The following is a 25,386-nucleotide window of genomic DNA, read 5'->3' as shown; positions in this document are numbered from 1 at the left end:
AAAGGGCGAAGCTGTATGCGGGCGGGTTGGCGCGCCGTCGGCCCGAGTGAGCGCAGCGCGCCCCGAGGTTGCCATCGTTGGAGCCTTGCCGCTCGCTACGCGTTGCTCGTCATTCCTGCGAACGCGGGAATCCAGTGCCTTTGCACGCACCCGCCGCACTGCAAGCAGCTGCCGTCCACGAAAGACGCTGGATTCCCGCGTTCGCGGGAATGACGGGAAGGTTTGACGCCGTTCGGGGTTCCCTCCGGCGCCGCGGCGTTGAGCCCAACCTCTACTCCGCCGAAAACTTCGACAGATTCTGCTTGATCTTCTCGATCCCCGCCCACGGGTCCTTGCGACGTCGCTTCAGGCGCGCGGGCACGTCGGCGATGGTGAACGCGTCGCCGCGCTTGAGCTTGGACAGCTCGCTCCACGCCAGGGGCATCGACACCGGCGCACGCGGCCGGGCACGCAGCGAATACGACGCGACCGCCGTGGCGCCGCGCCCGTTGCGCAGGTAGTCGACGAAGATGCGCTTGTTGCGAAGACGCTTGGTCGACACGGAGAGGAAGCGGTCGGGTTCGGCCTGCGACATCACTTCTGCGAAGCTCTGCGCGAACGGTTTCACCAGGCTCCAGTCGCAGCCGGGATTCAACGGCACCACCACGTGCAGGCCCTTGCCGCCGGTAGTGCGCAGGAAGGATTCCAGTTCGAGTTCGATGAGCCGCTTGCGCACGTCCACGGCGGCGCGTTTGACTTCGTCGAACGGCACGTCGGGGCCGGGGTCCAGGTCGAAGACGATGCGGTCGGCGCGATCGGGATCGTCCGCGTGCGAGCCCCACGGGTGGAATTCCAGCGCGTTGAACTGCACCAGTTCCATCAACGCGGCGTCGTCGTTCACGACGAGGTAGTTGGCGTTGTTGCCGGCTTCTTCCTTCAGGCGCACGAATTCGACGAGCTCGAGCCCGGGCGTGTGGTGTTTCTGGAAGAAGCAGGGTTTGTCGGTGCCGGCGGGGCAGCGGATGATCGACAGCGGACGGCCGGCGATTTCCGGCAGCAGATGGTCGCGAACCGCCGCGTAGTAGTTGGCGACATCGAGCTTGGTGTAGCCGTCGTCGGGATACAGCACCTTCGTCGGGCTGCTGAGTTTCGGCGGCGTGCGCGCGGTTTTCGTCGCCGACTTCACGGCCTTCTTCGTTGCCGTCTTCGATGCGCTCGTCTTGGATGCGGTCTTCTTCGCTGCGGCCTTGGTCGGCTTCGTACCCGAACCGCGATCGCTGTCAGATAGATCCTCGATGCGCTTGTCGTCGCGAATGGATTTGAGCGACGGCTGCCGGAGCAGGCCCTGTCCGCCGATGCCGCGGAAGTTCACTTCCACCACGAAGCGCGGTTCGAACCACTTCGCGCTGCGCAGGTCGGTGTCGTTCTCGGGCACGTACACGGTCGGTTCCTTCGAACCCGCCCGGCCGAGGCGCTTGCTGATGTCCTTGATCAGCGTGTCGGAGAACCCGCTGCCCACGCGGCCGACGTAGGCCCAGCCATGGCGCTTGTCGGGCGTGGCGAGCAGCAGCGACCCGAAACCGCTGCGACTGCCCTTCGGCGCGGTCCATCCGACGACGGCGTATTCGTCGCTGTGCAGCGCCTTGGTCTTGCGCCAGTCGTCGCCGCGCCCGGAGTGGTAGGCGCGGTCGGCGCGCTTGGAGATGATGCCTTCGAAATCCTGTTGGCCCGCGAGCTCGAATGCCTGCTCGCCGTCGCCCACCGCATGCGAGCTGTACGACAGGTGGCGCGTGCCGTGGCCGAGGATCTGCTCCAGCAGCGTCTTGCGTTCGATCAGCGGCGCCTTGCTGATGTCCACGCCATCGACGTGCAGCAGGTCGAACAATGCGTACGACAACGTGCCCTGGCGTTCGCCGGACAGCGTCGCCTGCAGCAGGTTGAAGTCGTCGCGCGTGCCGGAGCCGGCGATGAGTTCGCCGTCGAGCGCAGCGGATTTCAGGCCCAGCGCTTCGATCGCGCCGGTGATCTCGGGCACCTTGTCGGTCCAGTCCAGCGCATTGCGCGACCAGAGCTTGGCCTTGCCCCGCGCGACAGTGGCGACAATGCGGTAGCCGTCCCACTTGATCTCGTGCACCCACTGGTCGCCTTCGGGTGGCGCGTCGCCGAGCTTGGCCAGCTGCGGCGCGAAGAACTCCGTCGGCGCGGCGGCCTTGCGCGCGCCGGGCAACTTCATCGCCAGCTTCGCCCAGTCGCGATGCCGCGTCGCGCTCTGAACCGGCACTTCGGTCTCGCGCTTGCGTTTGGCCTTGCCGCGTCCGGCGCGCTTGGCGTCTTCCTCCGGCGGCGGCGTGACGTCGGCGAGCAGGTCGTCGGCTTCGAGCGTGCCGGCGTATTCGTCCTTGTCCTTGAACAGCAGCCATTGCGGCTGACGCGCCGGTTTTCCCGAGCGCACCAGGTGCCAGCCGCCCTTGAGCTTGTCGCCGAACAGTTCGAACTTCAGGTGGCCCTTCGCGAGCTGTTCTTCCGGGTCGTAAGGCGTCGCCCACACGCCGTGGTCGAACTGCGCGACATGGCCGCCGCCGTAATGGCCCTTCGGAATTTCGCCTTCGAACTCGGCGTAATCGACCGGATGGTCCTCGACTTCGACCGCCATGCGCTTGACGTTCGGGTCGTAGCTCGGTCCCTTGGGCACCGCCCAGCTTTTCAGCGCGTCGCCGATCTGCAGGCGGAAGTCGTAGTGGCGGCGGCTGGCGTGATGCAGCTGGACGACGAAGATCGCACGCCGGCCCTGCGGCAGGCGCTTGCCGGGCTCGGGTTCGCGGGTCTTGGTGAACTGCCGCTTGCGGCGGTATTCCGTCAGGCTCATTGCATCGGCGTGGCGCGGGCGGGACTTCACCTTCCGCCCGTGCGGGTGGACGCCGCGCGAAAGCCTGAAGCGGGAATGACGTGACCTTCCGCCCGGTTCGCCGCATGAACGGCATGCGATCATCCGCGCTCATTCCGGGGGAATGCCGCATGTACCGTCTTTACTACTCGCCCGGGGCGGCGAGTCTGGTCGTCCATTGGCTGCTCATCGAGCTGGACGTCCCGCACGAACTGGCGTTGGTCGACACCAAGGCCGGCCAGCAGAAAAGCGCCGGGTACCTCGCGCTCAATCCCAATGGCGTGGTGCCCACGCTCGTCGCCGACGGCCAGCCGCTGTACGAGGCCGCCGCACTGGTGCTGCACGTCGCCGATCGCCATCCGCAGGCGGGGCTCGCGCCGGCGCTGGACGACCCGCAGCGCGGCGCGTACCTGCAGTGGATGCTCAACCTCGCCAACACGCTGCAGTCGCCGCTGCGGCTGTGGTGGTATCCGCAGGACATCGACGCCGACCACGCCGACCGCGTGCAGGCCGGCGCGCGCGGCCGCATCGAGGCGACGTGGGACCGGCTTGACGCGCACCTCGCCGCGAACGGTCCGTACCTGCTGGGCGACCGCCTGAGCGCGGCGGACTTCTACCTGACGATGCTGATGCGCTGGACGCGGAACATGCCGCGCCCGGGCCACACGTGGCCGCACCTGGCGACGCTGGCCGAACGCATGAAGGCGCGGCCGTCGTTCCGCACGCTCTACGAACGCGAGGGGCTGACCGAATGGGCATGAACCTTTCGACCGCCGCGCGCGCGGCGTTGGCGACCATGTGCGCGGCCGGTGCGCTGCTCGCCACCGGCTGCAAGGAAGTGCAGGACATCCGCGAGGAACTGGGCTGGAGCCAGCAGAAGGAGGCGCCGCCACCGCCGCCGGTGGTGAGCCTGGACGACCGCTGGGTGCCTGCCGATGTCGCCGTGGCCGATGCCGCGCAGACGCAGTGGTCCTCGCGCTGGTGGCAGTGGGCCAGCCGCTTCGATGGCAAGGCGCCGTACCAGGATCGCGATGGCAGCCGCTGTGCGGAGCACCAGGACGGTCCGGTGTGGTTCCTCGCCGGCACCGACGGTTCGTTCGACGCGATGCGCACCTGCACGATTCCGGCCGATCGCCACCTGTTCGTCCCGCTGATCACGCGGGCCGTCGGCGCCGGCGAGCCGGGCGAAACGGAAGCGCTCAGCTGCACGCAGAAGCAGCAGCGCGCGGCGAACTTCGTCGACCACGTCTACACCGGGCTCGTGCTGCTCGACGGTCGTCCCATCGGCCAGTACCAGCGCATGCGCGCGGCCGGCGAGTCGTGCTTCACGCTGACCTCGAACGACCCGGCCGTCGCCACCGACGGCTACTGGCTGATGCTCAAGCCGCTGCCGCCGGGCCAACACACGCTGGCGATCGCCGCGGCGTACCGCGAAGGCCCGCGCCAGATGATGCAGAACTTCCAGTACACGCTGGAGGTGCAGGGTGCGGAGCAGGCGGCCGATGCCGCTGCGGTCGCCGAAGAAGGCGGCGCCGGATTCGATGACGCCGCGGACCTGGCCGATGGAGTGGAAGCGGCGGACTAGGTTTCGTGGTCGCGCCCCCGCTTTCGCTTGCCGTCATTCCCGCGAAGGCGGGAATCCATGCATCCGTACCGTCACGCCCGACGGCTGGCGGAGGCGTGGCGCAGCCATAGCTGGATCCCCGCCCGCGCGGGGATGACGGCAAAGGCGCGCCGCGTGCGGTTATCGCCGCCTGGCGACGCCACGGCCGCACACGCCCCGCATCCCGCCCACCCCAGCACTTCGCTTGCCGCGGCCCCCTTGGTACTCTCCGGGCACGGCGGGGTCTGAGCTCCGCCTGTTTTTTGCCCGTCGCCGACGCACCGCGACGGGCGCCGTCCCGCCAGGCGAACGGAGTCGCGGCGATCACGAGTACAGGCAGAACCGGATGACGATTCCCGCGACCGCAGCGCCGGCCGAAAGCAGCAACAGGCTTCCGCGCCAGATTCCCTACATCATCGGCAACGAAGGCTGCGAGCGCTTCAGCTTCTACGGGATGCGCAACATCCTGGTGCAGTTCCTGGCCTCCAGCGCGCTGCTGGCGTACCTGCCCGAAGGCGAGCGCGCGGGCATGGCGAAGGAGGTCTTCCACACCTTCGTCATCGGCGTGTACTTCTTCCCGCTGCTGGGCGGCTGGCTGGCCGACCGCTTCTTCGGCAAGTACCGCACGGTGCTGTGGTTCTCGCTGATCTACTGCGCCGGCCACGCGTGCCTGGCGCTGTTCGAGAACAACCGCAACGGCTTCTACACCGGCCTGTTCCTGATCGCGCTGGGCTCGGGCGGCATCAAGCCGCTGGTGGTGTCGTTCGTCGGCGACCAGTTCGACCAGACCAACAAGCACCTGGCGCGGAAGGTCTTCGACGGCTTCTACTGGATCATCAACTTCGGCAGCTTCTTCGCCTCGCTGCTGATGCCCATCTTCCTGCGCGAATACGGGCCGGCGGTGGCGTTCGGCATCCCGGGCGCGCTGATGTTCATCGCGACCTTCATCTTCTGGCTCGGCCGCAAGCAGTACATCAACGTGCCGCCGGCGGCATCGGATCCGAACTCGTTCCTGCACGTCGCGCGCACGGCGCTCCTCGCGCCGGGGCAGGGGCGCGGCGGCTTCCTCGTCGCGATGGGCGGTTTCGCACTGGCGGCGGGCCTGCTGCTCGGCTGGGCGCTGCATGCGACGGTCGGACTGTCGTGGTGGCCCGAATCGTTCGGCTTCGTCATCTCCGCGTGCCTGGCGCTGGGCGCGGTGATCGCCTTCGGCGGCATCGGCACGTCGATGCAGCTCGACCGCGCCCGCGGCACGCATCCGGACGCGGCGGTCGACGGCGTGCGCGCCGTGCTGCGCATCCTGATCGTGTTCGCGCTGACCACGCCGTTCTGGTCGCTGTTTGACCAGAAGGCCTCGACGTGGGTGCTGCAGGGCAACCAGATGGCGATGCCGCACGACGCGTGGTGGTGGCCGAGCTGGCTGGTGCGCGACGCCGCGCAGATGCAGGCGCTGAACCCCGCGCTGGTGATGCTGCTGATCCCGTTCAACAACCTGGTGCTGTACCCGGCGCTCAAGCGCATGGGCTTCGAGCCCACCGCGCTGCGGCGCATGGGCGCGGGCATCGCGTTCTCGGGCGTGGCTTGGGTGATCGCTGGCGCGCTGCAGCTCTACATCGACGGCGGCGACCCCGTCTCGCTGGCGTGGCAGATCCTGCCGTACGCGCTGCTGACCTTCGGCGAGGTGCTCGTGTCGGCGACCGCGCTCGAGTTCGCTTACAGCCAGGCGCCGCAGGCGATGAAGGGCGTGATCATGGCCTTCTGGTACCTCGCCAGCACGTTCGGCAGCCTGTGGGTGCTGCTGACCAACGCGGGCGTGCGCAACGAGTACGTGACCTCGCACATCGGCGCCACCGGGCTCAGCGAGAACGCCTTCCTGATGTTCTTCTTCGCCGGCTTCGCCTTCGTCGCGGCGGCGGCGTTCGCGCTGTACGCGCGGCGTTACCCGATGCAGGACAACTACCGTCACGCCTGATCCTCCATGATCGGGCGATCGAACGGGACGAACACTGGAACCCACTGAATGCTGACCTTCGCCCTGATCGCCGTGACCGTGCTGGTGTCCTGGCTCGCCTTCGAGCGGCCGGCGCTGCTGGACCGCCTGATCCTGTGGCCGCCGGCGATCGACCGGAAAAAGCAGTACGACCGGCTGCTGACGCATGGCTTCATCCATGCCGACTGGTCGCACCTGCTGTTCAACATGATCACGCTGTACTTCTTCGGTCGCCTGATCGAGCGCGTGATGGCAGAGCTGGTCGGGCCGCTCGGGTTCGTGCTGTTCTACCTGTCGGCGATAGTCATCGCGATCCTGCCGACCTACCTGCGCCACCGGCACGATCCCACGTACCGGAGCCTAGGCGCGTCGGGCGCGGTATCGGCGGTGCTGTTCGCCTTCATCCTGCTGCAGCCGTGGTCGCTGATCCTCGTGTTCTTCCTGCCGATGCCGGCGATCCTGTACGCCGTGATGTACATCGGCTATTCGATCTACATGGACAAGCGCGGCGGCGACAACATCAACCACAGCGCGCACATCTCCGGCGCGATCTACGGCGTGTTGTTCATGCTGCTGATGGAGCCGCGCTTCGGCGGGGCCTTCCTGCAACGGCTGATGAGCCCCTCGTTCGGGGGCTGATGCGGCAATGCATCGCGGCGGGGCATCGCGCCCCGCCCGGTATTCCGGATTACGCCGCGACGCAGGCGGTGTCGGGCTCGGCGTCGCCGTAGGTCTGGAGCAGGCGCGAATAGACTTCGGCGTCGATCTGCGCGGTTTCCACGGTATGGCGGTCGGTGCGCGCCAGTTCGTAAAGGCGGGACATCAGTGCGTCGTCGCTCAGGTGGTCGAGCGTCAGGTGATGCAGGGTCATGGTGTCCTCCCGGGCGTGCGGAGCGCTTCCCCAAGCGCATTTCCGGTACTGGATCACGCAGATTCCGTGCCACACGTCGTGATGAGGATCTGGCCGACGCGATGTGACGCAAGCGGTCAGATCCGGTCGCCACGCGTTCGCACGCGTGACGCAGCGGGTCGGCGCTCACCCGGCATGAATGCAGCCCGTGATATGCCGGAATTCCCCGTTGAGCCAGGAGTCCAGGCATGGCGATGAGGAAGGCCGGCAAGAAGACCACGGCCCGCAAGGCGCCCGCGAAGAAAGCCGCTTCGAAGAAGACCGCGAAGAAGGCACCTGCGAAGGCAGCGAAGAAGGCCGTCGGCAAGGCCGCGAAGTCGGCCAAAACGGCGACGAAGAAGGTCCCCGCGAAGAAGGCTTCGACGAAGAAGACCGCGGCCACGAAGGCCCCGGCAAAGAAGTCCGCGACGAAGAAGGTCGCCACCAAGAAGGTCGCCACCAAGAAGTCCGCGGCGACGAAGGTCGCAGCGAAGAAGACCGCAGCGAAGAAGACCGCCGCCCGGAAGGCCACCGCCAAACAGGCGACCGCCGCCCGCAAGACCCCCTCGCGCCAGACATCCAACGCAACCGCCGCCGCCAAGGCGCCGCGTCGCCGTGCTCGCGAGGAAAAGCCGCAGATCACGCCCGAGCAGGCGTTGGCGAACACGCGTGAGCTGCTCGCCGCCAAGCAGGAACGCGATCACCAGCCGCCGCCGTGGCAGCAGTTCGAGGCGAACCACGGGCACGGCGGTGGGCCGGGCGCGATGTCCGACAGCGCCGCCGAAAAAGCCCAGGAGCTGCACAACGCCGAGATCCGCCTGGAGGGAAACCAGGGCCACATCAGCAGCCAGGATCGACGCAACCAGGGCAAGCGCGATGCACGCTGAGCGCGGCATGATCGCGCCTGGCTTCCACCGGATTCCGTCATGACCACGCACCAGATCGAGCACGATCCCGCATCGGGCGTCTTCACCACCACCGTCGATGGCGAGGTCGCCGTGCTGGAGTACCAGCGCGAAGGCGACCGCCTGGTGATCACCCACACCGGCGTGCCGGACGCCATCGGCGGGCGGGGCATTGCAGGCGAACTGGTGAAGGCCGCCTTCGAATACGCCAAGGCGCAGGGCTGGCACGTACATCCCCGGTGCGCGTACGCGGCCGCGTGGGCGGAGCGGCATCCGGAATACAACCAGCTGCTCGCCTGACGGCCCCAGTCAGTGGCCGGAAGCGGCGGTTCCGTGGCGGCAGGCGCCGGATTCAGACAGCCCGCCCGGAAGCGCCGCTTTCCCGGCCCCTCGGTTGGCGGTGATTTGCGCTTGAGCGCACGCCGGGATGCGTGGAAGGCCAAGGTATGACAGCATTCGCGCCCCGTCCCCCGACACCCGCGCCGCACCGGCGCTAATGCGCATGCGCCTGAACAAGCACATCAGCGACACCGGCTACTGCTCGCGGCGCGAGGCCGACGGCCTCATCGCCGAAGGCCGGGTCACGGTCAACGGCCTGCGCGCGCGCGTCGGCGCCGAAGTGGGCGAGGGCGATGAAGTCCTGGTCGACGGCCAGCCGCTGAAGGCGCGCACGGTCGCAAAGAACAAGCGCCAGCACGTCTACATCGCGCTCAACAAGCCGGTCGGCGTGACCTGCACGACCGAGTCCACGGTGAAGGGCAACATCGTCGACTTCGTCGGCCACGAGCGCCGCATCTTCCCGATCGGCCGCCTGGACAAGGATTCCGAAGGGCTGATCCTGCTGACCAGCAACGGCGACATCGTCAACGAGATCCTGCGCGCCGAGAACAAGCTGGAGAAGGAATACCTGGTCGCGGTGAACCACGCGGTGACCGACGAGTTCCTGCGCGGCATGGCGCGCGGCGTGCCGGTGCACGGCGAAACCACACTGCCGTGCAAGACCGGGCGCCTGAACCGGTTCGGCTTCCGCATCGTGCTGGTGCAGGGCCTCAACCGCCAGATCCGCCTGATGGCCGCGCACTTCGGCTTCCGCGTGAAGCAGCTCATGCGCGTGCGCATCGGCAACGTCAAGCTCGGGCACCTCAAGCCCGGCCAGTGGCGCAACCTCACCGACGCCGAACTGCGCGGCCTGCTGCCCAAGCGCGACAGCTGGTAATCCCGCGCGCGGCCCGGGATGCGTCGATCCGGGCATCACGCCGCCGCCGCTAACCTGCGGCGATGACAAGGGATTGCCCATGAAGCGATTGTTGTTGCCCCTCGCGCTGTCCGCAGCGCTCATCGCGTGCAAGCGCGAACCCGAACCCGCCGCTCCCGTCGCCACCCCCGGCGCGCCCGCCACGGCGCCGGGCGATACGGCCATCGTCGCGCCTGCCGACGTGAAGCTGGAAGACGTGTCCGAATCCACGTCGGACTACATCATCGGCATCAGCTACCAGGTGCCGGCCGAGCAGTACCCGGGCCTTGCCGCGGAGCTGAAGAAATACGCCGACACCGCGCGCAACGACCTGATCGAAGCAGCCAAGGCGCGCAGCCAGCCCGGCGGTGCGACCAGTGCGCCGTACGACCTGTCGCTGAGCTTCACCGAACTGATGCACACGCCCGACGTGGTGGCCGTGGCCGCCGACGGCAGCAGTTACACCGGCGGCGCGCACGGTGCGCCGCTGATCGCGCGCTTCGTCTGGTTGCCGAAGCAGAACCGCCTGCTCACGGCGCAGCAGCTGGTTCCGAGTGCCGCCGGCTGGACGGCCATTTCCGACTACGTTCGCGAGCAGTTGCACGCCGCGCTGTCGCAGCGCGTGGATGCCGACGACCTGCCGGCCGAGGAACGCGCCGAAGTGGTGAAGAACGCCTCGAAGATGATCGACGACGGCACGCAGCCGGAGCCGTCGGATTTCGCGCTGTTCGAACCGGTCGCCGCGCCCGACGGGCGCCTGTCCGGCCTGCGGTTCGTCTTCGCGCCCTACCAGGTAGGGCCGTATTCGGACGGCACGCAGACGGTGGAAGTGCCCGTCGACGTGCTCCTGCCGCACCTGGCGCCGGAGTTCCGGCCGCTGTTCGCCGCCGCGCCCGCGCCGGCCCCCGTCGCGACCCCGACGCCTCCGGCGCGCTAGGATCGGGCATCCCGGCCACGTCGGCCGGGCACACCGACGCCGGGCAGGCCGGCGTCCGCCTCGCCGGAGTCGCCATGTCCGCATTGCGCAGTCGGGTCGAGCAACTGTTGTCGTTGGCCGATGTCCGCCTGGACGGCGACCGGCCCTGGGACCTCCACGTCGAGGACGAGCGCTTCCACGCGCGCGTGCTCTCGCAAGGCTCGCTGGGCCTGGGCGAGTCGTACATGGACGGGTGGTGGCGCGTGCCGTCGCTGGACGGAATGCTCTACCGCATGATCGCGGCGGACCTCGACCAGAAGGTCCACGGCATCGGCCTGGCCATCGACGCGCTGCGGGCGCGCTTCACCAACCTGCAGAGCCGCCGGCGCAGTTTCCAGGTGGGCGAGCGCCACTACGACCTCGGCAACGACCTGTATCGCGCGATGCTCGGCAAGCGCCTGGTCTACAGCTGCGCGTACTGGCGCGACCGCGACGGCGCGCTGATCGACAACCTCGACGACGCGCAGGAAGCCAAGCTCGACCTGGTCTGCCGCAAGCTCGGCCTGCAGCCGGGCATGAAGGTGCTCGACATCGGCTGCGGCTGGGGCGAGGCGCTGAAGTTCGCGGCCGAACGCTACGGCATCACCGGCGTCGGCGTGACGGTCTCGCGCGAACAGGCGGCCTTCGCGCGCGAGCTGTGCCAGGGATTGCCGATCGACATCCGCCTGCAGGATTACCGGGAACTCGATGAGCGGTTCGACCGTTCGTTCTCGCTGGGCATGTTCGAACACGTCGGCGTGAAGAACTACCGCACGTACTTCGAAGTCGCGCAGCGCTGCCTCGGCGACGACGGCCTGTTCCTGCTGCACACCATCGGCACCAACCGCTCGGTGCGGCATACCGATCCGTGGATCGGCAAGTACATCTTCCCGAACTCCATGCTGCCTTCGGCCGCGCAGATCGCGCAGGCGAGCGAAGGCCTGTTCGTGCTGGAGGACTGGCACAACTTCGGCGCCGACTACGACCGCACGCTGCAGGCCTGGCGCGCGAACGTCGAACGCGCCTGGCCCCAGCTGGACGACCGCTACGACGAGCGCTTCCGCCGGATGTGGCGCTTCTATCTGTCCGCGTCGATGGCGACCTTCCGCAGCCGGCATTCGCAGCTGTGGCAGCTGGTGCTGTCGCCGAAGGGCGTGCCGGGCGGTTACGTCGCGCCGCGTTGAGCCGTTTCGCTGCGGATCAGAATTCCAGATCCAGCGCCGCGCACAGGTAATCGACGAACTTCGCCATGCCGTTCAGGTCGGTTTCCAGTGTCTTCAAGAGGCGCGGGCCGATCATGGTGGCGTCATCGATCACGCGGAATGCGACGAAGTTCTTGCGCTTGAGGTCGTCGGCGAACTCGAAGTCGTCGGGGAAGCCGCGCGGCATGCGCGTGAGCATCTCGTCCTCGTCGAGGTCGAAGCGTCGGCGGAACTTCGCGTCGTGCGCGGCGGCTTTCCAGCTGCCCGGGTTGTCGACGATGAAGTGGCGCACGCGACGCAGCGTGTCCGGCTGCGGATGCCACAGGCCCGCGCCGACGAAGCAGTTGCCCGGCTGGATCTGCACGTAGAACGACGGCGCTTCGACCTGGCGCCCGCGCTCGTGGAACAGCCGCGCGCCCTGCCAGGTCTTGTACGGCGTCTTGTCGTTGGCGAAGCGCGTGTCGCGCTGGATGCGGAACAGCGAACCGCCGACACCGCTCGGTGCGGCGCGATAGTGCTCGCTCACGCCGGCGAGCCCGGGCTGCAGGTCGGTCAGCAGGCGCTGGAACGGTTCCTTCAGGTGCGCGTCGTAGTCGGCCTTGTGGGTCTGGAACCACGTACGGTTGTTGTTGCGCGCGATGCCGCGCAGGAACTTGAAGCTTGCTTCGCTGAAATAGGTGGCCATGAGGCGGGGAGTCCGGGGCTTGGGTCCTATCTGGGGCGCGGCGGGCGCTTATTCCAGCCCGGCCGCGATGTCCCGCCCCCAGATTTCGAGCTGATCGAGCAATACCTGCTTCTGCGTGTCCTGCGCGTGCAGGGCGCGCAGCAGGCCGATTTCCTCGGCGAAACGCGCGAAGCTGTACTCGGAGGCGCCGGATTCGTCGTACAGCCGCCAGCGACGGTAATCGTTCCAGCGCGCCCATTCTTCCGCGTCCAGCGTTTCGGGCCAGTTGCGTGCGCGGTAGCGGAACAGCATCTCCGGCAGGCGCGCGTCGCGGAACGCGAACTCGGCCAGCCCCAGCGATTCCGGCGGCGTGGTGCGCACCTGCGGGAACAGGCGCTTGTCGCTGTCACCGATGAAGCCATCGTAAAGCGAGGCATCCACGTCGGAGGCCACGCGTTCGCGCTCGACGCCGAACACCTGCCGCACTTTCTCCGCGATTTCCGGACCGGCCTCGCGGATGCGCGCGGCGCGTTCCTCGGCGAGCACCGGATCGATGCGCAGGCGGTCGAAATCCGGCCCGCGCAGGTGATCCCACGAAATCAGCGCCGGGCAGCGGTTGGTGTGCACTTCCTTGAGCGCAACGCGCGATTCGCCTTCGGGCAGGTCGGCCGCGCGCACGTAAAGACGCTCGGCGATGCCTTCCGGGCTGAGGCGCAGCAGTGCATCGGGATCCTGTTCGAGATCGAACACGATCACGCGGCTGTCGATGCGCGGATGTCGCGCGATCGGCAGCACCGGCGCGGCGCACAGGCGGCTGGCCGGGAACTTCTGCGATACGTGCAGCACGGGCTTCATCGCGATGACGTCGAGCAGGCTCGATGCGTAGCGCTTGTCGCGCAGGCGAAGCGCGTAGTCCCACAGGCGCGGCTGTGCTTCCTTCAGTTTGCGTGCGAGGCCGATCAGCGCACGTACGTCCGAGAGCGCCTCGTGCGCGTCGCCGATGCGGACGCCGTTTGCTTCGGCGAGGTGTTCGAGCTTGAACGACGTCGCGCCATCCTCGCGCGTGGGCCAGACCAGCCCGTCCGGACGGATCGCATGCGCCAGGCGCAACACGTCGAGCAGGTCCCAGCGCGAACTGCCGCCGCGCCACTCGCGCTCGTACGCGTCGAAGAAATTGCGGAACAGGCCGTGGCGGATGAACTCGTCGTCGAAGCGCAGCGAGTTGTAGCCAAGCGAGCAGGTTTCCGGCCGCGCCATCTCCTCGAAGATCAGCGCGAACGCCGCCGCTTCGCTCATGCCCTCGCGCAGCGCGTGCTGCGGCGTGATGCCGGTGACCATGGTGGCGCCGGGCGACGGCAGGAGGTCGTCGGCAGGCCGCACGAACACGCTGATCGGCGTTTCGATCTGGTTGAGGTCGCAGTCGGTACGGATCGCCGCGAACTGCGCGATGCGCGTGGTGCGCGGATCGGCGCCGAAGGTTTCCAGGTCGTAGAAAAGAAAGCTGCCCGGCACGTCAGGCGTCCACGGGCAGCGGCGAGAGGCGTTCGCGCACGGCGGCGTCGACCACGTTCCAGTCGAGGGTGTCGAGCGACGCATGGCCGCGTGTGAGGTCGACCAGCAGGTCGCGTTGCTGCCGTCCGCGCTCGAACGCCCTGGCATACGGAATGCGGTGGAAGGTCACCATCGCATAGCGCGGCATGAAGCGATCCGGATGACGCTGCGCGAGTTCGCGTTCGAGCGCGCGCTGCAGCAGGTAATCGTCGTCATCCACGCGGTCGCGCATCTCCAGGTAGTTCTCCAGCGCCATCTGCTGGATCGCACGGGCGTTCGGCAGGCGATCGGCCTGGAACGCGGCGAATGCGGCCGCGCGGTCGGGCTGGGCATCGAGTTGTTCGGCCAGTGCGACACAGTCCTCGAACGCGCAGTTCATGCCTTGCCCGTGGAACGGCACCATCGCGTGCGCGGCGTCGCCGAGCAGCACGGCGCGACCGTCCAGGTGCCAGCGATCAAGGTAAAGCGTCGCGAGGATGCCGGTCGGGTTGCGCTCGAAATCCTGCTCCAGATCCGGAATCAGCGGCAGCGCATCGGCGAAGTCGCGTTCGAACAACGCGCGCGCGTCATGTCCGGTACGCACCGTCGCGAAGCTCGGATCGCCTTCGTTGGGCAGGAACAGCGTGACGGTGAAGGTGCGTTCGTCGTTGGGCAGGGCAATGCACATGTAACGGCCGCGCGGCCAGATGTGCAGTGCGTTGGGCTCGATGCTGAAGCTGCCGTCCCGCGCAGGCGGGATCTCCAGCTCCTTGTACGAATGCCCGAGCGATTCGGTGCGTTCGCCCAGATCGACCTGCTTCGTCATCGCAGAGCGCAATGCCGATCCCGCGCCGTCCGCACCGACGAGTGATTCGAATGCCACCTGGTGCGTGCTGCCGTCGCGCGGATCGGTGAACATCGCGATGCGCGCGTCGAAATCGACGTTCGACAACCCCCGGTCGAAGTGCAGCCGCGCGCCGGCGCGTTCGGCGATGTCGAGCAGCACGACATTGAGTTCCCCGCGATGCACCGACCAGATCACCTCGCTATCGTCGCGACCGTACCGCTGCAGGTCGGTGCGGCCATCGAGGAAGTGCACCATGCGGCCGCGCATCATCACCGCGTGCTTCATTACCGCGTCGTCTGCCCCGGCGAGTCGAAGCGCGTGACGGCCGCGCTCTGCCAGCGCGAGGTTGATCGAACGCCCACCGCCATAGCCCTGCACGCGCGGATCGCCGCGCTTCTCGTACACGTCCACGCGCCAGCCGCGCTGCACCAGCAGCGTCGCGAGCACCGCACCGGCGAGGCCGGCGCCGATGAGGGTGATGTGGCGGTTGTCGGGTATTGCAGTCACGTTCGGTCCCCATGCTGTCATTCCCGCGAAGGCGGGAATCCAGGCGTCAGTTGCCGGCAAGGCCGGGCCACAGATCGCTCCACTCAGGATTGCGTTCTTCGATCAGTCGGACCTTCCATGCCCGGTTCCACTTCTTCAACTGCTTCTCTCGATGGATTGCGGCCGACATGTCTTCGCACTGTTCGTACCAGATCAGGCGCGTGACGTCGTGTTGCTTTGTAAAGCCTCACATCAGGCCCTCGCGGTGTTGCCAGGTGCGCGCCATCAGGTTGCTCGTCACGCCGATATAGATCGTGCCATTGCGATTGCTTGCCAGCATGTAGACCGCCGGTTGCTTCGCCATTCCTCATCCTTGAAACGCCTGATACTTGGATTCCCGCCTTCGCGGGAATGACAGCTTCAACCATCCCGCCATGCCTCTACCGCACGCACAAACCGCAGCACGTCCGCGTGCGTGTTGTAGAGCGGGGTGGGCGAGATGCGGATGACGTCGGGTTCGCGCCAATCGCCCAGCACGCCGCGTGTGGCGAGATCATCGAACAATGCGCGCCCCGCGTCGCGGCCGGTGAGACCGCGGCCGCCGATCACGCGAAGGGACAGCTGGCAGCCGCGCTGGGCGGGGTCGGCCGGCGTGACGATCTGCAGAGTGCCGTCCAGCCGCTCGCGGATCAGCGCTTCCAGATAGCCCGTCAGGCGCAGCGATTTCGCGCGCAGCGCGGGCATGCCGGCCGCATCGAACAGCTCCAGCGAAGCGCGCAGCGGCGCCATGCCGAGGATCGGCGGATTGCTCAGCTGCCAGCCTTCCGCGCCGGGCGTCGGCACGAAATGCGGGCCCATGCGGAAGCGCGTGTTCTGCTCATGCCCCCACCAGCCGGCGAAACGCGGGCGATCGCTGTGCGCGTGGCGCTCGTGGACGAAGCACCCGGCGACCGCGCCCGGACCGCTGTTGACGTACTTGTAATGGCACCACACGGCGAAATCGACGCCGCTGTCGTGCAGCGCAAGTTCGAGATTGCCTACCGCGTGCGCAAGGTCGAAGCCGCACACGGCGCCGTGCGCGTGCGCGATCTTCACGATGCGCGGCAGGTCGAACGCCTGTCCGGTGCGGTACTGCACGCCCGGCCACAGCACGAGGGCGAGTCGCGCGCCGTGCGTGGCGATCGCGCGCTCGATCGCTTCCATCGACGTCGTGCCATCGTCGCGATCGGGCTGCACTTCGATCAGGTCCGTCGCCGGATCGAATCCGTGGAAACGAATCTGCGACTCGACGGCGTAGCGATCGGACGGGAACGCGCCTGCTTCGACCAGGATCGCCGGCCGCTCGCGCGTGGGTCGGTAGAAGCTCACCATCATGAAATGCAGGTTCGCCGTGAGCGTGTTCATCGCCACGACTTCCAGCGGCTTCGCACCGACCAGTCGCGCGAGCGATTCGCGCACCAGTTCGTGGTACGGCATCCATTGCGCCTGGCCGGTGAAGTGGCCTTCGACGGCTTCGTGCGCCCACTTGTCCAGCACTTCCTCGACATGCGCACGCGCACCGCGCGGCTGCAGTCCCAGCGAATTGCCGACGAAGTATGCCTGGTCGGCGCCGACGTGTTGCGGGATCAGGAACTGCGAGCGCATGTCGCGCAGCGGGTCGGCGGCGTCCTGGGCGATTGCGTACGTATCGGAGTAAAGCTCGGAAACTGCGTCGGTCATGGAATCAGCCGTTCGGCGCGTCGACGACGCGCTTGGTGTAGGTGCTCGCATCGAGCTCGTCGACCTCGACGCACAGTTGCGTGGCCGGCGGGTGGCCGGTGAGCACGGAAGACAATGCCGCGATGATCAGCTCGGCGAAGCCCTTGCGCGTGGCGTCGTCGCGGCCGGGCAGCACCTTCAGCTGCACGTGGATGAACGCACGCCCGGCATCGGCGACGCCGACGCGGTAATCGTCCAGGCGCAACGCGCGGCTCTTGATCGCTTCCTCGTCGAAATGACCGCTGTCGGCGAGCGCCTGGTTGATCGCGCGCAAGGCCGCGGTCGGATTGAATTCCGCGAGGTTCACCGTGTACTGCAACGTGACGTGCGGCATGTGCGGGCCCTCAGGCGAATCGGGCCATCGAAAGGCCCAGCCATTCCAGCGCGGTGCCGTGGTAGAGGCGCGCTCGCTCGGCGTCGGACAATTCAAGCGCGGCGATACCGGCGCCGGGTTCCTGTTCGCCGAGCGGGAAGGGGTAGTCGGTGCCGAGCATCACGCGATCGACGCCGCAGGTATCGAGCAGGTAACGCAGCGCACGCGGATCGGCGACCCACGAATCGAAGAACAGCTGGTTCAGGTATTCGCGGGGATTGCGCGGATTGTCGGTCGCGACGAGGTCGGGGCGCATGTTGAAGCCGTGTTCGATGCGGCCGATGGTGTACGGGAAACTGCCGCCGCCGTGCGCCATGCACACCTTCAGGTTCGGCACGCGTTCGAGCACGCCGCCGAAGATCAGGCAGCACGCGGCGCGCGACTGCTCCGCCGGCATGCCGACCAGCCACGGCAGCCAGTATTTCGGCATCGTCGCCGCACCCATCATGTCCCACGGATGCACGAGGATCGCGGCGCCGAGTTCGCCCGCAGCCTGGAAGAAGTCGAACAGCTCCGGCGCGTCGAGGTTCCAGTCGTTGATGTGGCTGCCGATCTGCACGCCCTGCAGGCCGAGCTGGTCCATGCAGCGCTCAAGTTCCTGGATCGCGAGACGCGGCGATTGCAGCGGCACGGTGCCGATACCGGCGTAGTGGCGAGGGTACTCGCGGCACGCTTCGGCCATGTGCTCGTTGAGCGCCTGGTGCAGTTCCAGCGCGTGGTGCGGCTTCGCCCAGTAACTGAACATCACCGGCACGGTGCTGATCACCTGCACCTGTACGCCGAAACGCGCGTAGTCGTCGATGCGTTCCTGCGGATCCCAGGTCTTGGACCAGATCTCGCGGAAGAACTTGCCGTCCTTGTAGATGCGGTGACGGCCGTCTTCGGTGTGGTGGATCACCGGGAAGCGGTCGTCGCCGTACTTGCGCGCCAGGTTGGGCCAGTCGCGCGGAAGGTAATGGGCGTGGGTGTCGATCTTGAGCATGCGCGACGGTGCGTCCTCAGGTATCCGGCATCACGTACTTCGATGGAGCGGGGTTCACGTGGCCGCATTGTCCGCACGTGCGATGGTCGCGCGAGGCGTAGAAGCGGTCGAACACCGGCGGGAAATCGGTCTCGATGTTGCGCAGCGGGAAGAACTCCTCATACAGCTTGTGGTTGCAGCGTTCGCAGAACCACATCAGGCCGTCGAGTTCCTCGGGGCGGCGACGGCGTTCGATCACCAGTCCGATCGAATCGGGCATGCGCTGCGGCGAATGCGGCACGCGCGGCGGCAGCAGGAAGATCTCGCCCGCCTTGATCGGGATGTCGCGCGCCTGTCCGTCTTCCTGGATGCGCAGGATCATCTCGCCTTCGAGCTGGTAGAACCACTCGGCGCCCTCGTCGAAGTGGTAGTCGGTGCGCTGGTTCGGGCCGCCGACGACCATCACGATGAAATCGCCGACGTAAATCACCTTGTTGCCCACCGGCGGCTTGAGCAGGTGGCGGTGTTCCTCGATCCAGGCGTGCAGGTTGATGGGGCCGGGAAGCATGCTTACTCCGATTTGCCGCGCGGCGCGGCCACGCACTTGAGTTCGATCGCGATCTGCGTCGGCAGCGCGGTGATGCCCAGCGTGGTGCGGCACGGCGCGGTGTCGATGTCGGGGAAGTACTCGGCCCACACCGCGTTGTAGGCCTTGAAATCGTGCGCCATGTCGGTGAGGTAGACGGTCACGTCGACGAGGTCTTCCCAACGTGCGCCGCTGGCTTCCAGCACGGTGCGCACGTTGGCGAACACCGCGCGGGTCTGCGCGTCGATGTCGTAGCTGATCAGGCGCCCCTCGGCGTCGTGGACGTTGCCGACGATGGCGTTGCTCGCCGGGTCGCGCGGGCCGATGCCAGAGAGGAAGAGAAGGTCGCCCACGCGGCGCGCATGCGGGTATTGGCCCACGGGCTTGGGGGCGGCGCCGGCGCGGATGACGTCGCTCATCGCGGCGAGTCCCCGCCGAATCCGTTCACGCGCTTGATCGCCGCCTTGTACAGGCCGTCGAGCTGGTCATGCGAGCTGACGTCGATGGCCATGTCCGATACCAGGCCGTTGCGCAGGCTGTAGACCCAGCCGTGCACGGTCAGCTCCTGGCCGCGCGCCCAGGCGTCACGGACGATGGTGGTCAGGCAGACGTTCTGCACCTGCTCGATCACGTTGAGTTCGCACAGGCGGTCATGGCGTTCGCTGTCCTGCGCGTGGTGCAGGCAGCCTTCGTGCTTCTCGGCGACATCCGACACGTGACGAAGCCAGTTGTCGGCCAGGCCCACGCGCGTGCCGTGCAGCGCCGCGTGTACGCCGCCGCAGCCGTAGTGGCCGACGACGAGGATGTGCTTGACCTTCAGCACGTCGACGGCGAACTGGATCACCGACAGGCAGTTGAGGTCGGTGTGCACGACGACGTTGGCGATGTTGCGATGGACGAACACCTCGCCCGGCGCCATGTCGATGACCTGGTTGGCGGGAACACGCGAATCCGAGCAGCCGATCCACAGGTATTCGGGCGCCTGCTGCTTGGACAGGCGCTGGAAGAATTCAGGGTCCTCGCGGTTGATCCGTTCGGACCATTCGCGGTTGTTGTTGAGCAGATCGGTAAGCGGGCCGGTAGTCATCGGTTCATTCCAGTTGCAGGCCGACGTTCTTGGCGTCGGTGAAAAAGCGCATGGCCTCGAATCCGCCTTCGCGGCCGAGGCCGGACGCGCCCGTGCCGCCGAACGGCGTGCGCAGGTCGCGTTGAAGCCAGGTGTTGATCCACACCATGCCGGCGCGCAACTGCGCGGCCAGGCGATGCGCGCGTCGCAGGTCGCGCGTCCATACCGAGGCGGCGAGGCCGTAGTCGCCGGCATTGGCGAGCGAAAGCGCGTGCGTGTCGGTGTCGAAGGGTTGCAGCGTCACCACTGGTCCGAAGATCTCATCGCGATTGCTCGCGCAATCCGGACCGAGGCCTTCGATCACCGTGGGCGCGACGAACCAGCCGGGTCGATCGAGCGCGTTGCCGCCGCACAGCACCTTGCCGCCTTCGTCGCGCGCACGCTGCAGCGCGGCCATGACCTTGTCGAAGTGCGCGCGCGAGACGAGCGGGCCGAGCTGGTTGTCCTCGTCGATCGGATCGCCCACGCGCAGCTGCTGCGCGCGTTCGACCAGCGCGTCGCGGAATTCGGTGTAGATGCTGCGCTCGATCAGCATGCGCGAGCCGCACAGGCAGATCTGCCCCGAATTCTGGAATGCCGAGCGCACCAGTGTATCGAGGTGGTCGCGCCAGTCGCTGTCGGCGAAGACGAGCGTGGGGTTCTTGCCGCCGAGTTCCAGCGACACCTTCTTCAGCAGCGGGCTCGCGATGCCCGCGATGCGCCGACCTACCGGCGTGCTGCCGGTGAAGGAAATCGCCTTGACGCGCGCATCGGCCACCAGCGGTTCGCCGACGTCGGGACCGAGCCCGTGGACGATGTTGAGCACGCCTTTCGGAAATCCGATATCCGCCGCGAGTTCGCCCAGCATCGTCGCGGTCACCGGCGTCACTTCCGACGGCTTGGCGACCACCGTGTTGCCGGCCGCGAGCGCGGGCGCGATCTTCCACGTGAACAGGTACAGCGGGAGATTCCACGGCGAGATCGTGCCGACCACGCCGAGCGGCTGGCGCAAGGTGTAGTTCAACCCGGCCTGGCCGTGGTGCGATTCGCTGGCGAACTGCGTCGCGGCGTGCGCGAAGAAACGCAGGTTGCTGATCGCGCGCGGGATCTCGGCTTCGCGTGCGAGCTTGATGGGCTTGCCGCCATCGCGCGACTCGGCGTGCGCGAAATCGTCGAGGTTCGCTTCGAGCGCGTCGGCGAGCTTTTCGAGCCAGCGTGCGCGTTCGCTGTGGGGTAGGGCGGACCAGGCGGGAAAGGCGTCTTCGGCGGCGGCGATCGCCGCGTCCACGTCGCCGGCATCGCCCAGCGCGACTTCCGCGAAGGCCTTGCCGTTGGCTGGATCGAAAACCTCGCCCCACCGGCCGGATGCCGGCTCGCGTGGTTCACCGGCGATGAAGTGGCGAAGGCGCATGGGGCTAGCTTAACAGCGCGGGTGGGACGTGCTGATGAGTATGGTGGCGATGCTGCACGACACCAATGCCGTGGTCAGGGCATTACAACGACCGGGTACGGCCGCCGTCGACGGGAAGGTTCACGCCGGTGATGTAGGACGCCGCCGGGGAGCACAGGAACGCGATCGCCGCGGCCGTTTCCTCCGGGCGCGCGAAGCGGCGCATCGGGATCTCCGACACCATCTTCTCGAACACTTCGTCGCGGGTGCGGCCGGTCTTCGCCGAGGTGTTGTCGATGATCTGCTCGATGCGCGGCGTCTCGGTGGAACCGGGCAGCACGTTGTTCACGGTGATGCCCTTGGGCGCAAGTTCGGTGGCGAGCGTCTTCGCCCAGCTCGCCACCGCCCAGCGCGTGGTGTTGGACACGCCCAGGCCCTGCAGCGGTTCCTTCACCGACGTCGAGATGACGTTGACGATGCGGCCATAGCCATCGCGTTCCATGCCGGGCACGACGGTTTCGGCGAGCACGTGGTTGGCAATGAGGTGCTGCCGGTACGCGGCTTCGAACGCGGCGATCTCGGCGCCGTGCACCGGGCCGGGCGGCGGGCCGCCGGTGTTGTTGACCAGCACATGCACGGGCCTCGCGGACACCAGCGCCTGCACTTTCGCGCGCAGCGTGTCGGTATCGGCGCTGTCGACGGCGATCCAGCCGTGCGTCTGCCCCTTGTCCGTCGGCAGCGTGGCGACGAGCTCGCGGAGCCGCTCTTCGCGACGCGCGAGCAGCGTGACGTCGGCGCCGAGTCCGGCGAGCGCCTGCGCGGCCGCGAGGCCGATGCCCTGGCTGGCGCCGCAGACGAGCGCGTGCTTTCCGGTGAGGTCGAGGTCCACGTCAGTCTCCGTTGCGTTCGGTGGTCATGCGTTCGCGCATCAGCATGGCGGTTTCGCGGCTGGCTTCGCGCGATTGCGCTTCCAGCTGCGACGCCACCGCTTCGCGATTGGCCATCGGATGGTTCTGGCTGAGCTTGAACTTCAGCGCGATCTCATGCGCGACGAAGCGGAAGCCCACGATGCCGCGCAGCTGGCGGCGAAGATCGTCGCGTTCGAGCTCGAAACGCCAGTCGCCACCGACGGTGGCTTCGTGATCGATGCTCAGACCGTCGACGACTTCGGCGAGCGAGCGCTCATCGTCGAAGGTCGACAGCGTGCCGCGCAGGTGCGCGACGGCGTAGTTCCACGTCGGCACGCGCGCGGCGGGTTCCTTGTCGGGATACCAGCCCGGCGAGACGTAAGCGTGCGGGCCGTGGAAGATCGCCAGCGCGGGGCCGGCGTGCGTCGCCTGCGGGTTGGGTCGCGCCCAGTGGCCGATCAGTTCGACGTGGTCGCCGCTGCGCCGGTACAGCACTGGAAGGTGGCTGACGACGGGTTCGCCGTCGCGCACCGTGACCAGCGTGATGAAACGATCGCGTCCTGCCAGCCGGTCCAGCGCTTCGAGGTCGTGCTCGGCGAAGGCGCGGGGCAGGTACATGGCGCCCGATCAGTGCCGCGAGGGAAGCTGCTGGACCATCTGCGGGCGAAGCACGTCGAGGCCTTCGCCGCTGGGCGGCACGAGTTCGTCCAGCGCGAAACCGCGGTTGCGTGCGTCGTCGTCGTCGAGGCCGTCGAGCGAGACGAACTCGGCGTCCATCAGCGCCGCGCGTGCGCTGTCCTCGCTGTCGTAGGGCTGGCTGATGCCGTCGCTGTCGAGCACTTCGGCGGTGCCGGCCTCGAGCACGCGCAGGCGCGCCCAGATCAGCGTGCGGCCGATCGTCGCGAGCCACCACTGGTCGTTGACGTTCTCGTTCATCCGATCACCACCGCGAGGATCCAGAGCAATGCGGCGCACACCAGGCCGCCGATGATGGTCAGCAGCGAGATCCGCGCGGGAGTCGCCAGGCCGTTGAGGTTGCCGTCGTTCGCCGACAGATAGCCGCGACGCAGCAGCCATCCCCACGCCGACGGCCGCGCGAACGCGCCTTCGCCCAGTTCGATCTGCAACTGCGGATGCCGGTCGCGGATGTGCACCAGCGACAGCGGCCAGAAGATCACGAACGCGCAGAAGCCGGCGATGGCGATGGCGACGAAGAGCAGGGAAAAGAAGAGGATCACGGTGCGATCAATACTCCGCGCTGCCCGGCGCGCGCGGGTACGGGATCGCGTCGCGGATGTTGCTCAGGCCGCAGACGTACACCACCAGGCGCTCGAAGCCGAGGCCGAAACCGGCGTGCGGCACGGTGCCGTAGCGGCGGAAATCGCGATACCAGCCGTAATGCGCCGGATCCAGCCCGAACTGCGCCATGCGCGCGTCGAGCATGTCCAGGCGTTCCTCGCGCTGGCTGCCGCCGATGATCTCGCCGATGCCCGGGGCCAGCACGTCCATCGCGGCGACGGTCTTGCCGTCGTCGTTCAGGCGCATGTAGAAGGCCTTGATGTGCTCGGGATAGTTGGTGACCACGACGGGGCGACCGACGTGTTCTTCCGTCAGCCAGCGCTCGTGCTCGGTCTGCAGGTCCAGGCCCCATTCGACGGGGAAGTCGAACTTCTTGTCGGCCTTCTGCAGCAGCTTGATCGCGTCGGTGTATTCGATGCGCTCGAACGGCGCGTTGACGAACGACTCCAGGCGCGTGATCGCGTCCTTCTGCACGCGCTCGGCGATGAAGGCCATATCGTCGGCGCGCTCGGCGAGCACGGCGCGGAACATGTACTTCAGGAATTCCTCGGCCACGCGCGCGTCCTCGGCGAGGTCGGCGAAGGCGATTTCCGGCTCGATCATCCAGAATTCGGCCAGGTGGCGCGTGGTGTTGCTGTTCTCGGCGCGGAAGGTCGGACCGAAGGTGTAGACCTTGCTCAGCGACAGCGCGTACGCCTCGACGTTGAGCTGGCCGGAAACCGTCAGGAAGGTTTCCTTGCCGAAGAAATCGCGGCTGAAATCGATGCCGCCCTTGTCGTCGCGCGGCAGGTTGGCCATGTCGAGCGTGGAGACGCGGAACATCTGACCGGCGCCTTCGGCGTCGGAGGTGGTCACGATCGGCGTGGAGATCCAGTAGAAGCCGTTTTCGTGGAAGTAGCGGTGCGCGGCCTTGGCCAGGCAGTCGCGGATGCGCGTGACGGCGCCGAACAGGTTCGTGCGCGGGCGCAGGTGGGCGACTTCGCGCAGGAATTCCAGCGAATGCGCCTTGGGCTGGATGGGGTAGGTTTCCGGGTCCTCGACCCAGCCGACCACTTCGAGGCTGCTGGCCTGGATTTCGAAGGCCTGGCCCTGGCCCTGCGAGGCGACCAGCGTGCCGGTGGCGATCACCGCGCAGCCGGCGGTGAGGCGCTTCACCTCGGATTCGTAGTTGGGCAGTTCGGCCGGCGCAACGACCTGGATCGGCGCGAAGCACGAGCCGTCGCTGACGTTGACGAAGCTGAGCCCGGCCTTGGAATCGCGCCGGGTACGCACCCAGCCGCGGACCGTGACTTCGCCACCCGCCGGGATCTTGCCCGCGAGCGCCTGTTCGACGCTGACCACCGTCATGCCTTGAATCCTTGCCGCTTCGGGCCAATGTGGGGAAAGGCCGGAGTTTACCGAACGCCCGGCATCGCGTCGCTATAATCCCTAGTCGTAACCCATTGAAGTGGAAACACGCCGGAGTCCTGCATGGCCGTCACCCTCGCTCCCGCCGCCCTCGAACGCGTCCAGCGCTATCTCGTCGAATCCCCCGACGCGATCGGCCTGCGCTTCGGCGTGACCCGCACGGGCTGCTCGGGCTGGCAGTACAAGGCCGACCTAACCCGCGATCAGGGCGCCGACGACACCGTCTTCGAGCAGGAAGGCGTGCGCATCTACGTCGACGCGCTGAGCCTGCCGCTGGTGGATGGCACGCAGATCGACCTGGTGAAGCAGCGCCTGGGCGAGCAGTTCCTGTTCCGCAACCCCAACGTCACGGCCGAGTGCGGTTGCGGCGAGAGTTTCACGACCAAGGCCGACGCGGCCTGATCGCAAGGGCGCGGCCACCGGCGCCAGCC

The 25,386-nt window shown here is 67.5% G+C and carries 28 protein-coding genes and 1 pseudogene; 10 read left to right on the top strand and 19 right to left on the bottom strand.

Annotation, left to right across the window (positions count from 1 at the left end; genetic code table 11):
* Positions 1–271: 271 nt before the first annotated feature.
* Positions 272–2,845: a DNA ligase D gene (ligD, locus tag DX912_RS06715; protein ID WP_115841711.1), complete on the bottom strand. Its 2,574-nt coding sequence runs from the start codon at positions 2,843–2,845 to the stop codon at positions 272–274.
* 149 nt (positions 2,846–2,994) lie between these two features.
* Here ligD and DX912_RS06710 point away from each other — a divergent pair, with 149 nt between their 5' ends.
* From DX912_RS06710 to DX912_RS06695, 4 genes are all read left to right on the top strand, one after another.
* Positions 2,995–3,624, top strand: a complete 630-nt coding sequence (locus DX912_RS06710; protein WP_115841710.1) for a glutathione S-transferase family protein — start codon at positions 2,995–2,997, stop codon at positions 3,622–3,624.
* Positions 3,621–4,448 (top strand): hypothetical protein, encoded by an 828-nt coding sequence (locus tag DX912_RS06705; protein ID WP_147298575.1) that lies wholly within the window; start codon positions 3,621–3,623, stop codon positions 4,446–4,448. Before DX912_RS06710 ends, DX912_RS06705 begins: the two co-directional genes overlap by 4 nt.
* A 364-nt stretch (positions 4,449–4,812) precedes the next feature.
* Positions 4,813–6,438, top strand: a complete 1,626-nt coding sequence (locus tag DX912_RS06700) for a POT-type proton-dependent oligopeptide transporter (protein WP_115841708.1) — start codon at positions 4,813–4,815, stop codon at positions 6,436–6,438.
* A gap of 48 nt (positions 6,439–6,486) precedes the next feature.
* The gene (locus tag DX912_RS06695) at positions 6,487–7,095 is read left to right on the top strand and encodes a rhomboid family intramembrane serine protease (protein WP_115841707.1); all 609 of its coding nucleotides are present in this window, start codon (positions 6,487–6,489) and stop codon (positions 7,093–7,095) included.
* Positions 7,096–7,144: 49 nt separating this feature from the next.
* On the opposite strand, the gene DX912_RS06690 is transcribed toward DX912_RS06695, so the two are convergent.
* Positions 7,145–7,327, bottom strand: a complete 183-nt coding sequence (locus DX912_RS06690) for a hypothetical protein (RefSeq protein ID WP_115841706.1) — start codon at positions 7,325–7,327, stop codon at positions 7,145–7,147.
* A gap of 227 nt (positions 7,328–7,554) precedes the next feature.
* On the opposite strand from DX912_RS06690, the gene DX912_RS06685 reads away from it, so the two are divergent.
* The 5 genes from DX912_RS06685 (at position 7,555) to cfa (ending at position 11,623) form a co-directional block, all read left to right on the top strand.
* A complete protein-coding gene (locus DX912_RS06685) occupies positions 7,555–8,232 on the top strand; it encodes a histone H1-like repetitive region-containing protein (RefSeq protein WP_181902735.1) in 678 nt (225 codons plus the stop codon).
* Between the two features lie 39 nt (positions 8,233–8,271).
* Positions 8,272–8,550 carry a GNAT family N-acetyltransferase gene (locus tag DX912_RS06680; RefSeq protein WP_115841705.1) on the top strand — a complete coding sequence of 93 codons (279 nt, stop codon included), beginning with the start codon at positions 8,272–8,274 and terminating at the stop codon, positions 8,548–8,550.
* 196 nt (positions 8,551–8,746) lie between these two features.
* Complete coding sequence (locus DX912_RS06675; RefSeq protein WP_115841704.1) at positions 8,747–9,466, top strand: pseudouridine synthase; 720 nt, start codon at positions 8,747–8,749, stop codon at positions 9,464–9,466.
* 79 nt (positions 9,467–9,545) lie between these two features.
* A complete protein-coding gene (locus tag DX912_RS06670; protein ID WP_115841703.1) occupies positions 9,546–10,421 on the top strand; it encodes a DUF3298 and DUF4163 domain-containing protein in 876 nt (291 codons plus the stop codon).
* A 74-nt stretch (positions 10,422–10,495) separates the two neighbouring features.
* On the top strand, positions 10,496–11,623 hold the full coding sequence (gene cfa, locus DX912_RS06665) for a cyclopropane fatty acyl phospholipid synthase (RefSeq protein ID WP_115841702.1): 1,128 nt from the start codon (positions 10,496–10,498) through the stop codon (positions 11,621–11,623).
* Between the two features lie 16 nt (positions 11,624–11,639).
* On the opposite strand, the gene DX912_RS06660 is transcribed toward cfa, so the two are convergent.
* The 17 genes and pseudogenes from DX912_RS06660 to asnS all read right to left on the bottom strand — a co-directional run bounded on the left by DX912_RS06660 (position 11,640) and on the right by asnS (position 24,895).
* Positions 11,640–12,326 carry a DUF2461 domain-containing protein gene (locus tag DX912_RS06660; protein ID WP_115841701.1) on the bottom strand — a complete coding sequence of 229 codons (687 nt, stop codon included), beginning with the start codon at positions 12,324–12,326 and terminating at the stop codon, positions 11,640–11,642.
* Between the two features lie 48 nt (positions 12,327–12,374).
* The gene (gene sbcB / locus DX912_RS06655; protein WP_115841700.1) at positions 12,375–13,817 is read right to left on the bottom strand and encodes an exodeoxyribonuclease I; all 1,443 of its coding nucleotides are present in this window, start codon (positions 13,815–13,817) and stop codon (positions 12,375–12,377) included.
* Between the two features lies 1 nt (position 13,818).
* A complete protein-coding gene (locus DX912_RS06650) occupies positions 13,819–15,189 on the bottom strand; it encodes an FAD-dependent oxidoreductase (protein WP_233433507.1) in 1,371 nt (456 codons plus the stop codon).
* Between the two features lie 46 nt (positions 15,190–15,235).
* Positions 15,236–15,358 (bottom strand): GIY-YIG nuclease family protein, encoded by a 123-nt coding sequence (locus DX912_RS18785; RefSeq protein WP_425477912.1) that lies wholly within the window; start codon positions 15,356–15,358, stop codon positions 15,236–15,238.
* Between the two features lie 3 nt (positions 15,359–15,361).
* Positions 15,362–15,508 (bottom strand): annotated as a pseudogene (locus DX912_RS18780) (GIY-YIG nuclease family protein); the annotation flags it as partial.
* 80 nt (positions 15,509–15,588) lie between these two features.
* Positions 15,589–16,887 (bottom strand): kynureninase, encoded by a 1,299-nt coding sequence (kynU, locus tag DX912_RS06640; protein WP_115841698.1) that lies wholly within the window; start codon positions 16,885–16,887, stop codon positions 15,589–15,591.
* A gap of 4 nt (positions 16,888–16,891) precedes the next feature.
* Entirely contained in the window at positions 16,892–17,260 is a 369-nt protein-coding gene (locus tag DX912_RS06635) for a 5-carboxymethyl-2-hydroxymuconate Delta-isomerase (RefSeq protein WP_115841697.1), read from the bottom strand.
* Positions 17,261–17,270: 10 nt separating this feature from the next.
* Positions 17,271–18,281, bottom strand: a complete 1,011-nt coding sequence (locus tag DX912_RS06630) for an amidohydrolase family protein (protein ID WP_115841696.1) — start codon at positions 18,279–18,281, stop codon at positions 17,271–17,273.
* 16 nt (positions 18,282–18,297) lie between these two features.
* Entirely contained in the window at positions 18,298–18,828 is a 531-nt protein-coding gene (locus DX912_RS06625; RefSeq protein WP_115841695.1) for a 3-hydroxyanthranilate 3,4-dioxygenase, read from the bottom strand.
* 2 nt (positions 18,829–18,830) lie between these two features.
* The gene (locus DX912_RS06620) at positions 18,831–19,265 is read right to left on the bottom strand and encodes a RidA family protein (RefSeq protein ID WP_115841694.1); all 435 of its coding nucleotides are present in this window, start codon (positions 19,263–19,265) and stop codon (positions 18,831–18,833) included.
* Complete coding sequence (gene can, locus DX912_RS06615; RefSeq protein WP_115841693.1) at positions 19,262–19,933, bottom strand: carbonate dehydratase; 672 nt, start codon at positions 19,931–19,933, stop codon at positions 19,262–19,264. Before can ends, DX912_RS06620 begins: the two co-directional genes overlap by 4 nt.
* 4 nt (positions 19,934–19,937) lie before the next feature.
* Positions 19,938–21,362 carry an aldehyde dehydrogenase gene (locus tag DX912_RS06610; protein ID WP_115841692.1) on the bottom strand — a complete coding sequence of 475 codons (1,425 nt, stop codon included), beginning with the start codon at positions 21,360–21,362 and terminating at the stop codon, positions 19,938–19,940.
* 82 nt (positions 21,363–21,444) lie between these two features.
* A complete protein-coding gene (locus DX912_RS06605) occupies positions 21,445–22,230 on the bottom strand; it encodes an SDR family oxidoreductase (RefSeq protein WP_115841691.1) in 786 nt (261 codons plus the stop codon).
* A 1-nt stretch (position 22,231) separates the two neighbouring features.
* Positions 22,232–22,867, bottom strand: coding sequence for an FMN-binding negative transcriptional regulator (locus tag DX912_RS06600; protein ID WP_115841690.1), 636 nt, complete (start codon positions 22,865–22,867; stop codon positions 22,232–22,234).
* 9 nt (positions 22,868–22,876) lie between these two features.
* Positions 22,877–23,185, bottom strand: coding sequence for a hypothetical protein (locus DX912_RS06595; RefSeq protein ID WP_115841689.1), 309 nt, complete (start codon positions 23,183–23,185; stop codon positions 22,877–22,879).
* The gene (locus DX912_RS06590; protein WP_115841688.1) at positions 23,182–23,487 is read right to left on the bottom strand and encodes a hypothetical protein; all 306 of its coding nucleotides are present in this window, start codon (positions 23,485–23,487) and stop codon (positions 23,182–23,184) included. Before DX912_RS06590 ends, DX912_RS06595 begins: the two co-directional genes overlap by 4 nt.
* Positions 23,488–23,494: 7 nt before the next feature.
* Positions 23,495–24,895, bottom strand: a complete 1,401-nt coding sequence (gene asnS, locus DX912_RS06585) for an asparagine--tRNA ligase (RefSeq protein ID WP_115841687.1) — start codon at positions 24,893–24,895, stop codon at positions 23,495–23,497.
* 123 nt (positions 24,896–25,018) lie between these two features.
* Here asnS and DX912_RS06580 point away from each other — a divergent pair, with 123 nt between their 5' ends.
* Positions 25,019–25,357: a HesB/IscA family protein gene (locus DX912_RS06580; protein ID WP_115841686.1), complete on the top strand. Its 339-nt coding sequence runs from the start codon at positions 25,019–25,021 to the stop codon at positions 25,355–25,357.
* Positions 25,358–25,386 lie beyond the last annotated feature (29 nt).

Source organism: Lysobacter soli, from assembly GCF_003382285.1.
In the GTDB taxonomy this organism is placed as follows: Bacteria; Pseudomonadota; Gammaproteobacteria; order Xanthomonadales; family Xanthomonadaceae; genus Lysobacter_J; species Lysobacter_J soli.
This window is presented reverse-complemented; position numbering and strand designations above follow the sequence as displayed.

Excerpts from the sequence above, each read along its gene's own strand:
- kynU (WP_115841698.1), bottom strand. The coding sequence starts at position 16,887 with ATGACCGACGCAGTTTCCGAGCTTTACTCCGATACGTACGCAATCGCC.
- DX912_RS06630 (WP_115841696.1), bottom strand. The coding sequence starts at position 18,281 with ATGCTCAAGATCGACACCCACGCCCATTACCTTCCGCGCGACTGGCCC.
- can (WP_115841693.1), bottom strand. The coding sequence starts at position 19,933 with ATGACTACCGGCCCGCTTACCGATCTGCTCAACAACAACCGCGAATGG.
- DX912_RS06685 (WP_181902735.1), top strand. The coding sequence starts at position 7,555 with ATGGCGATGAGGAAGGCCGGCAAGAAGACCACGGCCCGCAAGGCGCCC.
- DX912_RS06660 (WP_115841701.1), bottom strand. The coding sequence starts at position 12,326 with ATGGCCACCTATTTCAGCGAAGCAAGCTTCAAGTTCCTGCGCGGCATC.
- DX912_RS06625 (WP_115841695.1), bottom strand. The coding sequence starts at position 18,828 with ATGCTTCCCGGCCCCATCAACCTGCACGCCTGGATCGAGGAACACCGC.
- DX912_RS06690 (WP_115841706.1), bottom strand. The coding sequence starts at position 7,327 with ATGACCCTGCATCACCTGACGCTCGACCACCTGAGCGACGACGCACTG.
- DX912_RS06600 (WP_115841690.1), bottom strand. The coding sequence starts at position 22,867 with ATGTACCTGCCCCGCGCCTTCGCCGAGCACGACCTCGAAGCGCTGGAC.
- DX912_RS06695 (WP_115841707.1), top strand. The coding sequence starts at position 6,487 with ATGCTGACCTTCGCCCTGATCGCCGTGACCGTGCTGGTGTCCTGGCTC.
- DX912_RS18785 (WP_425477912.1), bottom strand. The coding sequence starts at position 15,358 with ATGTCGGCCGCAATCCATCGAGAGAAGCAGTTGAAGAAGTGGAACCGG.
- DX912_RS06580 (WP_115841686.1), top strand. The coding sequence starts at position 25,019 with ATGGCCGTCACCCTCGCTCCCGCCGCCCTCGAACGCGTCCAGCGCTAT.
- DX912_RS06670 (WP_115841703.1), top strand. The coding sequence starts at position 9,546 with ATGAAGCGATTGTTGTTGCCCCTCGCGCTGTCCGCAGCGCTCATCGCG.
- DX912_RS06680 (WP_115841705.1), top strand. The coding sequence starts at position 8,272 with ATGACCACGCACCAGATCGAGCACGATCCCGCATCGGGCGTCTTCACC.
- cfa (WP_115841702.1), top strand. The coding sequence starts at position 10,496 with ATGTCCGCATTGCGCAGTCGGGTCGAGCAACTGTTGTCGTTGGCCGAT.
- DX912_RS06675 (WP_115841704.1), top strand. The coding sequence starts at position 8,747 with ATGCGCATGCGCCTGAACAAGCACATCAGCGACACCGGCTACTGCTCG.
- DX912_RS06610 (WP_115841692.1), bottom strand. The coding sequence starts at position 21,362 with ATGCGCCTTCGCCACTTCATCGCCGGTGAACCACGCGAGCCGGCATCC.
- asnS (WP_115841687.1), bottom strand. The coding sequence starts at position 24,895 with ATGACGGTGGTCAGCGTCGAACAGGCGCTCGCGGGCAAGATCCCGGCG.
- DX912_RS06635 (WP_115841697.1), bottom strand. The coding sequence starts at position 17,260 with ATGCCGCACGTCACGTTGCAGTACACGGTGAACCTCGCGGAATTCAAT.
- DX912_RS06705 (WP_147298575.1), top strand. The coding sequence starts at position 3,621 with ATGAACCTTTCGACCGCCGCGCGCGCGGCGTTGGCGACCATGTGCGCG.
- DX912_RS06710 (WP_115841710.1), top strand. The coding sequence starts at position 2,995 with ATGTACCGTCTTTACTACTCGCCCGGGGCGGCGAGTCTGGTCGTCCAT.
- DX912_RS06620 (WP_115841694.1), bottom strand. The coding sequence starts at position 19,265 with ATGAGCGACGTCATCCGCGCCGGCGCCGCCCCCAAGCCCGTGGGCCAA.
- DX912_RS06595 (WP_115841689.1), bottom strand. The coding sequence starts at position 23,185 with ATGAACGAGAACGTCAACGACCAGTGGTGGCTCGCGACGATCGGCCGC.
- ligD (WP_115841711.1), bottom strand. The coding sequence starts at position 2,845 with ATGAGCCTGACGGAATACCGCCGCAAGCGGCAGTTCACCAAGACCCGC.
- DX912_RS06700 (WP_115841708.1), top strand. The coding sequence starts at position 4,813 with ATGACGATTCCCGCGACCGCAGCGCCGGCCGAAAGCAGCAACAGGCTT.